This is a genomic window from Serratia nematodiphila DZ0503SBS1, assembly GCF_000738675.1.
Taxonomy (GTDB): domain Bacteria; phylum Pseudomonadota; class Gammaproteobacteria; order Enterobacterales; family Enterobacteriaceae; genus Serratia; species Serratia nematodiphila.
The window spans coordinates 3111058-3126256 of the sequence record NZ_JPUX01000001.1 but is presented as its reverse complement, the minus strand read 5'-3'; the positions used below and the strand labels follow the sequence as shown (position 1 = coordinate 3126256).

The 15199-nt window shown below is 63.9% G+C and carries 12 protein-coding genes; all 12 read right to left on the bottom strand.

The features are described from left to right. Window positions 1–59: 59 nt before the first annotated feature. The 12 genes from JL05_RS14385 to JL05_RS14330 all read right to left on the bottom strand — a co-directional run bounded on the left by JL05_RS14385 (window position 60) and on the right by JL05_RS14330 (window position 15038). On the bottom strand, window positions 60–1145 hold the full coding sequence (locus tag JL05_RS14385; RefSeq protein WP_033632803.1) for an acyl-CoA desaturase: 1086 nt from the start codon (window positions 1143–1145) through the stop codon (window positions 60–62). Then, complete coding sequence (locus tag JL05_RS14380) at window positions 1142–2224, bottom strand: fatty acid desaturase family protein (protein ID WP_033632802.1); 1083 nt, start codon at window positions 2222–2224, stop codon at window positions 1142–1144. The genes JL05_RS14385 and JL05_RS14380 overlap by 4 nt, the downstream gene beginning before the upstream one ends. Further along, window positions 2217–3350, bottom strand: coding sequence for a sterol desaturase family protein (locus tag JL05_RS14375; RefSeq protein WP_033632801.1), 1134 nt, complete (start codon window positions 3348–3350; stop codon window positions 2217–2219). Before JL05_RS14375 ends, JL05_RS14380 begins: the two co-directional genes overlap by 8 nt. Next, window positions 3347–3964, bottom strand: a complete 618-nt coding sequence (locus tag JL05_RS14370) for a phosphatase PAP2 family protein (protein ID WP_033632800.1) — start codon at window positions 3962–3964, stop codon at window positions 3347–3349. The genes JL05_RS14375 and JL05_RS14370 overlap by 4 nt, the downstream gene beginning before the upstream one ends. Further along, window positions 3961–5247 (bottom strand): F390 synthetase-related protein, encoded by a 1287-nt coding sequence (locus JL05_RS14365; RefSeq protein ID WP_033632799.1) that lies wholly within the window; start codon window positions 5245–5247, stop codon window positions 3961–3963. The genes JL05_RS14370 and JL05_RS14365 overlap by 4 nt, the downstream gene beginning before the upstream one ends. After that, entirely contained in the window at window positions 5244–6050 is an 807-nt protein-coding gene (locus tag JL05_RS14360) for an MBL fold metallo-hydrolase (RefSeq protein WP_033632798.1), read from the bottom strand. The genes JL05_RS14365 and JL05_RS14360 overlap by 4 nt, the downstream gene beginning before the upstream one ends. Continuing rightward, window positions 6043–7059, bottom strand: coding sequence for an NAD-dependent epimerase/dehydratase family protein (locus tag JL05_RS14355; RefSeq protein ID WP_033632797.1), 1017 nt, complete (start codon window positions 7057–7059; stop codon window positions 6043–6045). The genes JL05_RS14360 and JL05_RS14355 overlap by 8 nt, the downstream gene beginning before the upstream one ends. Then, complete coding sequence (locus JL05_RS14350; protein ID WP_033632796.1) at window positions 7056–8063, bottom strand: 3-oxoacyl-[acyl-carrier-protein] synthase III C-terminal domain-containing protein; 1008 nt, start codon at window positions 8061–8063, stop codon at window positions 7056–7058. Before JL05_RS14350 ends, JL05_RS14355 begins: the two co-directional genes overlap by 4 nt. Window positions 8064–8336: 273 nt before the next feature. Then, entirely contained in the window at window positions 8337–9014 is a 678-nt protein-coding gene (gene narI, locus JL05_RS14345) for a respiratory nitrate reductase subunit gamma (RefSeq protein ID WP_004934642.1), read from the bottom strand. Window positions 9015–9016: 2 nt separating this feature from the next. Continuing rightward, complete coding sequence (gene narJ, locus JL05_RS14340; protein ID WP_004934644.1) at window positions 9017–9739, bottom strand: nitrate reductase molybdenum cofactor assembly chaperone; 723 nt, start codon at window positions 9737–9739, stop codon at window positions 9017–9019. Then, entirely contained in the window at window positions 9736–11280 is a 1545-nt protein-coding gene (gene narH / locus JL05_RS14335; RefSeq protein WP_033632795.1) for a nitrate reductase subunit beta, read from the bottom strand. The genes narJ and narH overlap by 4 nt, the downstream gene beginning before the upstream one ends. Beyond that, on the bottom strand, window positions 11277–15038 hold the full coding sequence (locus tag JL05_RS14330) for a nitrate reductase subunit alpha (protein WP_033632794.1): 3762 nt from the start codon (window positions 15036–15038) through the stop codon (window positions 11277–11279). Before JL05_RS14330 ends, narH begins: the two co-directional genes overlap by 4 nt. Window positions 15039–15199: the final 161 nt, after the last annotated feature.

Here is a 15199-nt window from a genome sequence, read left to right as displayed (position 1 = left end):
AGGGTAAATATCGTTCAATTAGTGAACTGCGTAACGCCTCGCATAACCCGCATGCAACGCTAGTGCGGCTTGCGCCCCATCGCGCTGAGGAAGCGCTGCTGCAGGCGCAACAGCTCCTCTAGCTCAAGCAGCCGGTAGTCGATGCCGAAACGCGGCGCCACCTCGCCGATAATGCGGCTCAGCGCCGGGTAATGGCGGTGGCTCCAGTGCGGGAACAGATGATGCGTCAAATGCAGGTTCGCCCCGCCGAGCCAGTACCCCAGCCAGCGCGGCCGGGTCAGCCAGTCGAAGGTAGTGGCGAACACATGATGATACCAGCCGTGCGGCATTGCGCCTTGTTCTGGCGCCTGGTAGAAGTTGGCCTTGGCCCAGTGGGTGCCGATGATGAGCATCACGAACAGCAGTGAAGAAAGCATCTGGCTCAGCAAATAGACCAGCAGGATTTGCCCGATGCCGATAGCCGGCGGCAGCAGCCAGCACGGGATCGCCAGCGCCAGCAGCAGGTGCGCCGCCTTCCCCGCCAGAAACCCGATCCAGCCACGCACGCCCTGCTGCGCCATGCGCGCCGCCACGCGGGTGCGGCCCGCCCTGTCCAACCAATCGAACAGCCAGATGTAGTACGGAAAAGTCAGCGCCGCCACCAGCGGCCAATAGTAACGCTGCGCGCGCATAAAGGGCCGCCAGCGCTGGAACGGCGTTTGCCGCAGCACGCCGTTGGCGTCGATGTCGGGATCGTAATGTTCGATGTTGTTATGGGCATGATGGAACAGCACGTGCCGCACGCGCCAGCAGTCAGGATCCAGCCCCAGCGGCACGCTCACCAGGGCGTTCAGCCCGCGGTTGGCCCAGGGGCGGCGGAAAAACGCGTTGTGCGAAGCATCGTGCACCACGTTCACCGTCAGGAACATGCCGATAAAGATAAAACCGAAATAGCAGGCGAAAAACGCCCAGCCGTTATGCTGCTGCAGGCTCAGCCCGTAACACAGGCCGCACAGCGCCAGCAGCAGCGCGACCTTCGCCAGCATGCCGCCGTCGGCGAAACGGTGATCACCGTTGGCCGTCAGATAATGCTGGGCGGCCTGCATCAGCGCGCGGTGCAACCCGTTGTCGTCGCGCCGATAGGCTAACGGACGCAGCGGTTTCACGGCTGCCCCATAAGGCGCAAGAAGCGCTGTTGCTGCGCCAGCAATTCGCGATAGCCGATGCAGCGGTACGCCATGCCGTGCCGCTGCGCCACCTCTGCCAGCGCCGCGGCCAACGCCGGGTAGTGGCGATGATTCCAGCCGGGGAACAGGTGATGCGTCAGGTGATAGTTCAGCCCGCCGGTCAGGTGCTCCAGCCAGCGCGGCTCAGGTTGCCAGTCGCAGGCGGTGGCGAAATTGTGCCGGTACCAGCCTTGCGGCATGCTGTCGCCCGTCGGCGCCGGGTAAAACTCGGCCTGCGCCCAGTGGGTGCCCAGCAGCAGGAACACCACCAGCAGCGAGGCGCACATCTGGCCGACCGCATAAGCCAGCAACACCCAGCCCCAGCCGATGCCGTGCAGGTGGCCCACGACCAGCGGCGCCACCAGCACCAGCGCCAGATGCGCGAGCTTGCTCAGCACGAACAGCGCCCAACCGCCGCATCCCGCCAGCACGCATTTTTCCCGCAGCGGCGTTTTATCGAGCCGATCGGACCAATCGAAAATCCACGCGATGTAGGGCAAGGAGAGCGCGGCGATCAGCGGCCAGTACAGATGCTGATAACGCATATGCGGTCGCCAGCGCTGGAACGGCGTCTGGCGGAAAAAACCGTTCTCTTCGGTGTCCAGATCGTAGTGTTCGACGTTGGCGTAAACGTGGTGGTAATCCACATGCCGCGTGCGCCAGTAGTCCGGATCGACGCCCAGCGGCAGCGTCACCAGTCGCCCCACCAGGCGATTCGCCCAGGGCGCGCGCAAGAAGGCGTTATGCGAAGCATCATGGTTGACGTTGACGTTAAGCAGCATGCCCATGGCCACGAACAGGAAATAGCAGAGGAAAAACGCCCAGGGCTGGTGCTGCAGCAGACTCAGCGCGTAAAACCCGGCGCACAGCGCCAGCAACAGCGCAGCCTTGGCCAATCGCGCGGCATCGGCATAGAGATGATCGCCCGCCAGGCAGGCGTGCGCCGCGCGCTTAAGATCGCGGTGGAATGCCTGTTCGCCATCGGCGGGAAAACGCAGCGGCGGCAATGATTCAGCCATGCGGTTCCTCCACGGCGGCCGGTGCGGCTACTCTTCCCCAGCCCAATGCGACGCACAGGGCATGCAACGCCACGGCGGCCATGGCGATATGCCAATAGCGCTGCGGCCAACCTAGATAGCCGATAAACAGCAGCGGCATGCCCAGCGCGACCAGCAACCAGACGGCGCTCGCCCAAGGTCGCCCTTCCGTCATGCCGCCCAGCGCCACCGAGCCCAACGCCAGCAGCGCCAGCAGCGCCATTTGCGGCCAGCTGATGTCGCCGTAGCCGTAACCGTATTGGTAGACGTAACCGACCACCAGCGAGAACAACAGCATGGCGCCGCTGAAAACGCTGAGCGCCGAACGGCGGTCGCGCGGCCGGCCCGGCGCCGGGCGCCAGGCCAGACGGAAATAGCGCAGGAACGGCAGATTGCTCGCCCAGAACGGGTTGGCGGACGGCCTGTCGCCGCTGACGCCGTAGCTGAACGGCGTGGTCGGCAATGCCGGGCAGAAGGTGCCGAACAGTTTGTCCCAGAAGATAAAGCTGCCGCCGAAGTTCTTATTGGAATAGGCCATGTCCTTGACGTGATGCACCCGGTGATGCGCCGGCGTGACCAGGATTTTTTCCAGCACGCCAAGCTTCGGCGTCAGCGCATTGTGGTTAAACAGTTGAATGCTGTAGTGAAAAATCGAGACCGCGACGAACACCGACAATGGCACGCCCGCCAGCGCCAGCAGCAAAAAGAACGGGATCGACGTCAGCGACGAATACCAGGAGTTGCGCACCCCCAGCGACAGATTGAAATGCTCGCCCTGATGGTGCACCACATGCACCGCCCACAGCAGGCGGAAACGATGATGCAGACGGTGCAGCCAGTAGAAACCGAAGTCCCACGCCAGCAAAGCGAACAGCCACATCAGCAGCGGCGGCCAGGCATCCAGCAGCCCCAGGCTGAAATGCGCGGCCACGTAGCCGTAGCAGGTGATCTCCAACCCGCGGAACAGCCACAGCATGATATGGCCGGAATTCAGGTTGAACACCAGATCGTGCCAGTTGACCGGCTCGCGACGCCCCCACTGCAGCGCCACCGCCTCGGCCACCACGATGAACAGCATGAACACTATCGGCAACGCCAGATCGCTCATCCCATTTCTCCTTTAACCACGCGCCGGCGCAGGGTGTTCATACGCAGGGCCAGCCAGCCGGCGAACAGCGCCAGCAGCGCGCCGCCGGCCAAATCGACAAACAAATGGCGGCGCAGTTGTAGAATGGAGAATGCGATCGCCGCGCCCCACAGCATCCACAACGCCGTGCGCATTTTGCGCTCGCCGTCGCTCAGCGCCCACACCGCCAGCACCGTCAGCGCCATGTGCAACGAAGGCAAACAGTTTTGCGGCGAATCCACCTGGGTTAACGCCGCCAGCAGCTGCGCGCTGATCCCGACGCCATCGTTCTGCGGATAGGCCATGGTGGTCGGCCACAGCAGGTAAACCGCCCCGGCACCCAACGCGGTGAGCTGCATCGCCCGCGTCAGCCATTTTATCCGCTGCAGCGGCGCCAGCAGATAGCCCGCCGGGACGATGAGGAAGAACGACAGGTAGAGCCAGATGGCCGAGGAGCTGAACGGGATCGCCCGGTCAAGCGCCGACGGCGACAACAGGGTTCCCGCCCCCTGCAGGCGATCGGTCAGACTATACACCACCCCGACCGTCCCCCAGCCGAGTAACATGTGCCCTAGTCTGAACAGCGTATTTTTCATGCTTCCTCCGCCTGGCGCACGATGCGCCGCCGCTTGCGATCGAACTGCGGCAGCACCGCCTGCGCCGTCAGCCGCCATTCGAGGCGCTCGGTGGCGATGCCCTGGCGAGCGAACAGCGCGATCAGCTGCGCCTGACAGTGCGCCAACGCCGCCGGGCTGCAATCGGCAATCAGCTCCAGCCGCCGTTCGCCATGCTGGATCAGGCGGTAATCGCTGGTCAGCGGCAACGCATTGGCGATCGTTCGGCTACAGGCATCGGCGAACACCGCCTGCGGTTGCCGCTGCGCATCGGGCAGCATCAGCTGATCGTCACGCCGCCCCTCGATGCGGGCGATCGCCCGCGTCGGCTGCCCGCACGGGCAGGGTTCCTTGCGCAGCACCAACACATCATCCAGCCGATAACGCACGATCGGCTGCGTGCTGCGGGTAAAGTCGGTGATCAACGGCGTAAAACGCCGTTCGTCGATCCACTGCGGTTCGATATGCAAAAACTCTTCGTTCAGATGCAGCGTACCGTGCGCGCAGGTCGCAGCAAGAAATCCTTCGGTGGCCTGATACACTTCGCCGACCGCCGGAAATACCTGCAGCAGCAGGCGGCGGTCCTGCTCTTCAAGCACCTCGGCCACCGAGATCGCTTTTTTGACCGGCAACTTCACCTGCCCGGCCAGCACCGCCAGCGCCAAGGCGCGCAGCACCTGCGCCGGGGCCACGATGATGCTGGGCGCCTGCCGTTCCAATGCGGGCAAATGCTCGCTGAACGGTGCAAGCAGATCGTAAAACGCCAGGCTCAGCCAACGGTTGTTCACGCTGTGATAGAGATTATTGTCCGCCCGCAGAAACAGCGCAACGCGCTCGCCGGCCAACAGACCGTCCGGCAGCATCTTCGCCAGCATGCCGCCGGCCCACACCTGCTGTTCGCGCGGGCTGACGACAAACACGCCGCGCTGCCCGGAGGTGCCGGACGACAATCCGACGCTGTAGCGCCCGATCTTCGGCGTGAAATCGCGATCCGCCTCGCTGCGCTGCGCGCAGGCCAGCACCGCATCGCGCTGCAGCCCGGCGGTGTTCATCCGGTCGAACTGCGCCATCATCAGCGCCTTGTCCATCTGCGGCCATTCGGCGAACGGCCGGCGACTGAAGCGTTGAAAATAGGGGCTCTTGCTCAGCACCCGACGGGCGAAGCCCGCGAGCTGCCGGGCCTGATGCGCCTCCAGCGCCGCACGATCGCCAAAGCGCAGGCGCCGGGCGCGGAAATAGTGCCAAAGGGTCATGAACGGGATCACAGGTCCCCCTCGTGGCACAGCAAAATGTTGACCTGGCCGCCCGCCCACAGCTGGTTGAGCCGCTCCAGCGTGCGGATGTACGCCGCCGCGTCGTCCATCACCAGATTGGCCAGGCGCGAAGGCCCGCGCAGCGTCTGGTAACTCTGCGGCGACCAGGCGGCGTCGCTGGCCAACAGCGTCCAGCCGGCGTCGGTGAGAATAAAGGCGCCGATATGGCCGGCCGCATGCCCCGGCAGCGGCACCAGCACGATCTGCCCTTCGCTGCCCGGCAGCGCATAGCCGCGCTCGAACGGCGCCAGCAGCGCAGGCAACGCCACCGAGGGAAAAGCTTCCATAAACTGCAGGTTGCTCTCGAAATCCGCCGGGATCAGGCCGGGAATAAAGGCGCGCTTCAGCGCCGCGAAACCGCGCAGCCCGCGGGTTTGCCGCCAGGCTTCGCCGGAGCAAATAAAGTCAAGTTGGCTGAAATCCTGCAGCCCGGCGATGTGATCGGCGTGAAAATGCGAGACAATGAGCGCCTGAATATCCCCTTTGGCGTAACCGGCTTCGCGCAGCTGATGCGCCAACGACTCGGCGGGATCGAAATAGACCGGCGTCATCCGGCGATACAGGCTGAACACCCCCGACTGCGTGTGCTGCTGAAAATAACGCGCGTAGCCGGTATCCCACAGCCAGCGGCGCTCCCCCACCTCCAGCAGATAGGCGCGCGCCGGGAATTTGCACACCCGGAACCCGGCGCCGCGCAGCGCCATGCAGCCGATATGCGTGCAATAGCCCACTTCAAAAACGGTAACCTTAGCCATGCTGTATGCCTCCTTGCCGCCGCAGCCACTCGCCGGTCAGACGAATGCCCTCTTCCATCGAATAACGCGGCTGATAGCCCAGCTCTTCGATCGCACGAGTCTGGCTCAGCGTCATGTCAAAATGCACCGCCGCCACGCTGTAGCGCGTCAGCAGCGGTTCCTTGCCGCTCAGCGTCGCCCACAGCTCCATGCCGCCGGCCAGCGTATGCAGCAACGGATAGGGCACGGCCTGCAGCCGGTAGTGCAGCCCCAGTTCCTGACGCAGCAGCGCATCCAGCATCTCCGCCAGCCGCTGCGGCTGGTGGTTGGTGATGTTGTAAACGGCGCCGGACGGCAACCCGCGCTGCCGGCTGGCCAACTCCATGGCGTGCACCACGTTGGGGGCGAAGGTCAGGTCCAGCAGCGCTTGCCCACCGCCGGGCAGCCGCAGCACGCCGCGATCGCGTTCGAGCTGCTGCAACAGCCGCGGCACGATCACCCGATCGTGCGGACCAAACAGGCCGCGCGGCCGCAGCATAATGTAGGTGGTTTGCGGGTAGATCTTCGCCTGCGCCAACAGGCGTTGTTCGGCCGCATACTTGCTGGCGGCATAGTGATTGGCGAAGCGACGGGCACGATAACCTTCGTCAAGATCGTAATGCGGCTGAAAATCGAAGTAGATTGCCGGCGTGGAGATATGCACAAAGCGCCGCACGCCGCAGCGCCCCGCCGCCTCCGCCAGCTTGTCCGTCGCCGCGGCGTTGATGCGGTGAAACTCCGCTTTGCCGCCCCAGGGTGAAGACTTGGCCGCACAGTGCCACACCCACTCGCAGTCGGCGACGAGCTGCCGACACTGCTGCGGCGTGGCCTGCGCCAGATCGAGCGCGCAAAACTCGGCGCCCAGCTGACGCAACGCTGCGCCGGCCCGTTCATCGCGGCCGGTGGCGCGCACCTGATGTCCGGCCTCCAGCAGCCACTGCGCCGCGTTGCGCCCCAGCCCGCTGGTCGCCCCGGTCACCAGCACCCTCATGGCAGCAACACCATGCCAGCCAGCGCCAGCCCGGCGGCGGTGCCGATCAGCATCACCGGCTGGCCGGGGTTGAAGCGCCCGGTGGTCACGGCGGCATGCAGCGCCGTCGGGATGGACGCCGCCACCTGGTTGCCGTGGTGGCGATAGATATCCACCAGCGCCTCGCTGGAGACATGCAGCCGCTTGCGCATATGTTCGAGCGACAAATGGCTGGCCTGATGCGGCACCACGGTGGCGATCTGCGCCAGGGTCAGGCCGCTGGCGCTCAACAGCCGATCGAGGTAACCCTCAATCAGCGCCGACGCCTGGCGGAACAGCGGCTTGCCCTGCATATGAAACAGGAAGTCTTGCTCGCACATGCCGGCGCGCGGGTTGCGCCGCGTGCCGCCGGCGCGGATTTCGCACAGTTCGCTGCCGGCGGGATAGGTCTCCACCAGGCTGGCGAGGATGCCGCTGGCGCCGTCGCCGCGCTCCACGATGGCGCAGGCGGCGCCGTCGCCGAAGATCAGCGACGACTCTTCGTGCTGCCAGTCGATGCCACGTGAAGCGAGATCGGCCGAGACGATGGCGATGCGTCGGTACGTCCCGGCGTTCAGCAGCCCCGCCGCCACCTGCAGCGCAGAGATAAAGCTGACGCAGCTGCTGTTGATGTCGAAGCCCGGCGTGCCCGGCGCCAGCCCCGCCACCTTGAGAATGTGCGCGGCGGTGCACGGCAGCGCCTGCACCGAAATCGCCGAGGCAGAGATCAGCAGATCGATAGAGGCTGCCGGAAGGGCGCTGCGAGCCAGCGCGTCTTGCAGCGCGGCGGCGGCGAGTTCGGCCTGGCTGGCATCGTCGGCGGCGTGATAGCGGTAAACGATGCCCGAGCGTTTTTCAACGTAGCCGGCCGGTTTCCCCAGCCGAGCGTCGAGCGCAGAGGACGCCACGCGGTTAGACGGCAACGCGGCCCCGGTGGCGATGATTTTCAGAGGCAGCAGCTCGGGTGAGCGTAATTGTGTGGTCATTATTGTTATTGATTAACCTGACTATCCATAAAGCGATTCTCCCGTACGGCGCGAAGGCCACACGGATCATCCCCGGTTTTTATGTCCCAAAATGCCTTTCATCAAGGCGGTATCTCTTGTTATCGGCTACCACAGGCCGACGTCCGTCGGCGGAAGCATAAACGTAACATAACTGAGATAGTGAGTTTACGACAAGGTGACGAGAATGGGCAGACGGCGGGGGAATTATCGGAATAGCGCCGCCGCTGGCGATCGGCGGCGGCGGGGTCAGGCTCAGCGGCGGTTGCGCACCAGCTGGTAACGGCGGGTCAGGTACTCTACCGGCGCACTCCAGATATGCACCAGGCGGCAGAACGGGAACAGCACGAACAGCGTCATGCCCAGCACCATGTGCAGCTTGAAGATAAGCGCCACCCCTTCCAGGTGCGCAGAGGCGCCGGCGTGGAAGGTCACGACCGCCTGTGCCCAGGCCACCAGCTTCATCATTTCGCTGCCGTCCATATGCTGGGCGGAGAACGGAATGGTCAGCAGGCCGAGACACACCTGCACCACCAGCAACGTCAGGATCAGGATGTCGGCGAAGCTGCTGGTGGCGCGCACCCGCGGGTTGGTCAACCGGCGCTTCAGCAACAGCGCGCCGCCGATCAACGTCATCAGGCCGCAGGCGCCGCCGGCGATCATCGCCAGCTTTTGCTTCACGTCGATCGGCAGAAAGGCCTCATACATCCAGTGCGGCGTCAGCATGCCGAGGAAATGGCCCGCGAAGATGCCGATAATGCCGATGTGGAACAGGTTGGACGCCAGCCGCATGCCTTTTTTATCCAGCATCTGGCTGGAGCCGGCGCGCCAGCTGTATTGCCCGTAGTCGTAGCGCAGCCAGCTGCCGATCAGGAACACCGCGCCGGCCAGATAAGGGTAGATGTCGAAGAAGAACTGATTCAAAAATTGCATGATTAGCGTCCTTTGGTTCCGGTTAACGCATCCGTCAGATCCAGATACTGTGGCGCCACCGCGCCGGCGAAGCGCCGCTGGTGCGCCGTCTGCTGGGCGGAAGCGCAGCCCTGTTCACCGAGAAACTTGACCTGCTCCTCTTCCCACACCGCATCCAGCGCCTGCGGCGTATCGTCGCGCGCCTCTTGCGCGACCTGCGTCTCCAGCGCCTGCGCCTGCACCTCGCTGCCGGACAACGCCAGCAGCAAATCGAACAGCACCGCATACGGGCTTTCACGCTGCTGCAGACGCGCGCCCAGCAGCGCCAGGATCGGCGCGATGTCCTGCAGCCCTTCGCGCGCCTGCGCCGCGTTGCGGCTGGCCAAATACTCCAGGTACAGCGGCAGGAAATCCGGCAGCTCGCGGCTGTCGATCTCCAGCCCGGCGGCGCGGTACTGCGCCATCAGGTCAACCATCGCCTGGCCGCGATCGCGCGATTCGCCGTGCACGTGTTCAAACAGCAGCAGCGAGGTGGCGCGGCCGCGATCGAACAGTTCGCAATAATCGGCCTGCGCGTCCAGCAACGGGCGCGCGCACAGGCGGCGGATAAACAGAATCAGCTGCGCGCTGTGGTGCAGATCCAGCTCGCTGGCCGGCTCCAATGCTTCGATCAGCGCCTGCTGATGGTCAAACAGCGCCTGCTCCGGGTAATCCAGCAGGCGGGCGATCACTTTCAGGCTGATCATGAGGCGTCCTCCGGCCGCGCGCTTCTCGCGCTCACGTCGATGGCGTCGATACGGCGGCTGTTGAACAGGTTGAACTTGCCGTCGCTGCCGTGGCAACCGTCGCCGAAGCTGAAGCCACAGCCTTTGCTTTCCGGGAAGGCTTCACGCGCCAGCTCGCGGTGGCTCGACGGCACCACGAAGCGATCTTCATAGTTGGCGATCGCCAGGTAGCGATACATTTCCTGCGCCTGCGCTTCGCTCAGACCGACCTGCTCCAGCGCGCTGGTGTCCACCACGCCGTCGACGGTTTCCGCCCGTTTGTAATGGCGCATCGCCAGCATGCGCTTCAGCGCCAACAGTACCGGTTCGGTATCGCCGGCGGTCAGCAGGTTCGCCAGATACTGCACCGGGATGCGCAGGCTCTCGACGTCCGGCAATACGCCGCTGTGCGCCAGCTCGCCGGCGTCGGCGGCAGACTGAATCGGCGACAATGGCGGCACGTACCACACCATCGGCAGCGTGCGGTATTCCGGATGCAGCGGCAGCGCCAGCTTCCAGTCCATCGCCATTTTGTACACCGGCGACTGCTGAGCGGCTTCAATGACGCCCTGCGGCACGCCGTCCGCCAGCGCCTGAGCAATCACCTTCGGATCATGCGGATCGAGGAAGATATCGAGCTGGCTCTGGTACAGATCCTTGTCGTTCTCCACCGCCGCCGCCTGCTCGATGCGATCGGCGTCGTACAACAGCACGCCGAGATAGCGGATGCGGCCGACGCAGGTCTCCGAACACACCGTCGGCTGCCCGGCTTCGATGCGCGGGTAGCAGAAGATGCACTTCTCGGACTTGCCGCTCTTCCAGTTGAAGTAGATTTTCTTGTACGGGCAGCCGGTCAGGCACATGCGCCAGCCGCGGCACTTGTCCTGGTCGATCAGCACGATGCCGTCTTCGCCGCGCTTGTAGATCGCCCCGCTCGGGCAGGTGGCGACGCAGGCCGGGTTGAGGCAGTGCTCGCACAGGCGCGGCAGGTACATCATGAAGGTGTTTTCGAACTGGCCGTACATCGCCTTCTGCAGGTTCTCGAAGTTTTTGTCCTGCGAACGTTTTTCAAATTCCCCGCCGAGGATCTCCTCCCAGTTCGGGCCGCTTTCGATCTTGTTCATGCGCTGGCCGGTGATCAGCGAGCGCGGGCGCGCCACCGGCTGGTGCTTGCCCTGTTTGGCGGTGTGCAGATGCTGGTAGTCGTAATCGAACGGCTCGTAGTAGTCGTCCAGCGCCGGCACATCCGGGTTGGCGAAGATTTTCGCCAGCACGCCGACGCGGCTGCCCATGCGCGGCTCCAGCTTGCCGTTGATTTTACGGATCCAGCCGCCCTTCCATTTTGCCTGATCTTCCCAGGCGTGCGGATAGCCGACGCCGGGTTTGCTTTCCACGTTGTTGAACCAGGCGTATTCCATGCCTTCGCGGCTGGTCCAGACGTTCTTGCAGGTGACCGAACAGGTGTGGCAACCGATGCACTTGTCCAGATTCAGCACCATGCCGACTTGCGAACGAATTTTCATTTGTGGTTCTCCTGCTGACTGCCCTGCGCGTAGTCGTTGCCTTCATCGTCCAACCAATCAATACGGTTCATCTTGCGCACCACCACGAACTCGTCGCGGTTGGAGCCGACGGTGCCGTAGTAGTTAAAGCCGTAGGCCAACTGCGCATAGCCGCCGATCATGTGGGTCGGCTTCGGACAGGCGCGGGTCACCGAGTTGTGGATGCCGCCGCGTTGGCTGGTGATCTCCGAGCCCGGCAGATTCACGATGCGCTCCTGTGCGTGGTACATCATGGTCATGCCGGCCGGGATACGCTGGCTGACCACCGCGCGCGCCGTCAGCGCGCCGTTGGCGTTGAAGGCCTCGATCCAGTCGTTGTCCGCGATGCCCAGATCTTTGGCGTCGTCTTCGCTCAGCCAGACGATCGGCCCGCCACGCGACAGCGTCAGCATCAGCAGGTTGTCGCTGTAGGTGGAGTGGATACCCCACTTCTGGTGCGGCGTCAGGAAGTTCAGCGCCTTCTCCTTGTTGCCGTTCGGCTTGCTGTTGAGCAGCGGCTGGGCGGCGCGGGTGTCGATCGGCGGCCTGTACGCCAGCAGGCTTTCGCCGAAGGCGCGCATCCACTCGTGGTCCTGATACAGCTGCTGGCGGCCGCTGAGCGTGCGCCACGGGATCAGCTCGTGCACGTTGGTGTAGCAGGCGTTATAGGAGACGTGTTCGTCTTCCAGGCCGGACCAGGTTGGGCTGGAGATGATTTTGCGCGGCTGCGCCTGAATGTCGCGGAAGCGAATTTTCTCGTCTTCCTTGTTCAGCGCCAGATGTCGGTGATCGCGGCCGGTGACGTTGCTCAGGGCTTCCCAGGCTTTCACCGCCACCTGGCCGTTGGTTTCCGGCGCCAGCGACAGGATCACTTCCGCCGCGTCTATCGCGCTCTCGATCTTCGGCCGCCCCACCGCCGGGCCGTCGGCCTTGACGTAGTTAAGCTGCTTGAGGAAATCGACCTCGGTCTGGGTGTTCCAGCTGATGCCCTTGCCGCCGTTGCCCAGTTTGTCCAGCAACGGCCCCAAGGAGGTAAAACGCTCGTAGGTGGCCGGGTAATCGCGCTCCACCGCAATGATGTGCGGCGCGGTTTTGCCGGGGATCAGTTCGCACTCGCCTTTCTTCCAGTCCTGCACGCCGTAAGGCTGCGCCAGCTCGGCGGCGGAGTCGTGCTGAATAGGCAGGGTCACCACGTCGGTTTCCTGACCCAGATGGCCGACGCACGCCTCGGAGAAGGCTTTGGCGATGCCCTTGTAGATCTCCCAGTCGCTCTTCGAGTCCCAGGCCGGATCGACCGCCGCCGACAGCGGATGAATGAACGGGTGCATGTCGGAGGTGTTCATGTCGTCTTTTTCGTACCAGGTGGCGGTCGGCAGCACCACGTCGGAATACAGGCAGGTGCTCGACATGCGGAAATCGAGCGTCACCACCAGATCCAGCTTGCCTTCGCCGCCCTGCTCGCGCCATTCCACTTCCTGCGGCTTCACGCCGCCCTGCTGGCCGAGATCTTTGCCCTGAATGCCGTTTTCGGTGCCCAACAGGTATTTGAGCATGTACTCATGACCCTTGCCGGAAGAGCCTAGCAGGTTGGAGCGCCAGACGAACAGGTTGCGCGGGAAGTTCTGCGGATTGTCCGGCTGCTCGGCGGCAAAGCCCAGCGAGCCGTTTTTCAGGCTGTCGACGGTAAATTCGACCGGCGACTGACCGGCCGCGCGGGCCTGCTCCGCCAGGCGCAGCGGGTTAGCGCCCAGCTGCGGCGCCGACGGCAGCCAACCCATGCGCTCGGCGCGCACGTTGAAGTCGATCAGGCTGCCGCCGAAGCGCGACTTGTCCGCCAGCGGCGACAGCAGCTCATCGGCGCCGACGGTTTCATAACGCCATTGGCTGGAATGGTTGTAGAAGAACGAGGTGCTGTTCATGTGGCGCGGCGGGCGTTGCCAGTCGAGGCCGAACGCCAGCGGCAGCCAGCCGGTTTGCGGCCGCAGTTTTTCCTGGCCGACGTAGTGCGCCCAGCCGCCACCGCTCTGGCCGACGCAACCGCAGAAGATCAGCATATTGATCAGGCCGCGGTAGGTCATGTCCATGTGATACCAGTGGTTGACGCCGGCGCCGACGATGATCATCGAACGGCCGTGGGTCTTCTCGGCGTTTTGCGCGAATTCGCGGGCAATGCGGATGATGTTGTGGCGCGATACGCCGGTGATCTGCTCAGCCCAGGCCGGGCTGTAAGCCTTGACCTCGTCATAGTCGGCGGCGCAGTTGGCGTCGCCCAGTCCGCGCTCCAGGCCGTAGTTTGCCAACGTCAGATCGTACACGCTGGTCACCAGCGCTTCGCTGCCGTCCGCCAACTGCAGGCGTTTCACCGGCAGCTTGTGCAGCAGGATCTCGTCCAGCGCCACGCTGTTGAAATGCTCGCTGTCGGCGCCGCCGAAGTACGGGAAACCCACCTCGGCGACGTCGTCATGCCTGCCCAACAGGCTGAGCTGCAGCTCGACTTCCTGTTGCGCCTTGCCTTCGCGCTGTTCCAGGTTCCACTTGCCCTTCTCGCCCCAGCGGAAACCGATGGAGCCCTGCGGCGCCACCAGCTCGCCGCTGCGGCTGTCGATAGCGACGGTTTTCCATTCGGGATTGTTTTCCTGGCCCAATCCGTCCACCAGATCGGCGGCGCGCAGCAGGCGACCGGCGGCGTAGTGGCCGCCTTCACGCGGCTCCAGCAGCACCAGCATCGGCATGTCGGTATAACGACGCACATAGTCGCGGAAGTAGCCGACTTCGCGATCGAGATGGAACTCTTTCAGCATCACGTGGCCCATCGCCAGCGCCATCGCGCTGTCGGTGCCCTGCTTCGGATTCAGCCAGTGGTCGCACAGCTTGGCGACTTCGGCATAGTCCGGCGTCACCGCCACGGTTTTGGTGCCCTTGTAACGCACTTCGGTAAAGAAGTGGGCGTCCGGGGTACGCGTTTGCGGCACGTTGGAGCCCCAGGCGATAATGTAAGAAGAGTTATACCAGTCGGCAGACTCCGGCACGTCGGTCTGCTCGCCCCAGGTCATCGGCGAAGCCGGCGGCAGATCGCAATACCAGTCGTAGAAGCTCAGGCAGGCGCCGCCGATCAGCGACAGGTAGCGGGCGCCGGCGGCGTAGGACACCATCGACATCGCCGGGATCGGCGAGAAGCCGATAATGCGGTCCGGGCCGAAGGTTTTGGCGGTATAGACGTTGGAGGCGGCGATCAGTTCATTGACCTCCTGCCAGCTGGAGCGGACGAAACCGCCGCGGCCGCGCGCCACCTTGTAGCTTTTGGCTTTTTCCGCATCGCCGACGATAGAGCCCCAGGCTTCGACCGGATCGCTGTGCTGCGCTTTCGCTTCGCGCCACAGCTTGAGCAGGCGCTTGCGCATCAGCGGGTATTTCAGCCGGTTGGCGCTGTAAAGGTACCAGGAGTAGCTGGCGCCGCGCGGGCAGCCGCGCGGTTCATGGTTGGGCAGATCGGGCCGGGTGCGCGGATAGTCGGTTTGCTGGGTTTCCCAGGTCACCAGACCATTCTTCACGTAAATCTTCCAACTGCAGGAACCGGTGCAGTTCACGCCGTGGGTGGAACGCACCACTTTGTCGTGCTGCCAACGGCTGCGGTAGCCGTCTTCCCAGTCGCGGTTGGTGTTCAAGGTCTGGCCGTGATCGCCAGAAAAAGGCTCCGCCAACTGCTTGAAATAGCGGAAACGGTCTAAAAATTTGCTCATCCGGAATGCTCCTGAAGGCTCTTGTCGTTATAAGAAGACATGCTCAATCTGCCGCCAGCCTACTGACGGCCAACCGGCGGCAAATTGATTGCGATCAAGAGAAAGCGGGAGGCGCCGCGCGCGTCGGCTGAGAAATACCACCAAAGTATAGGTGTGAAAGA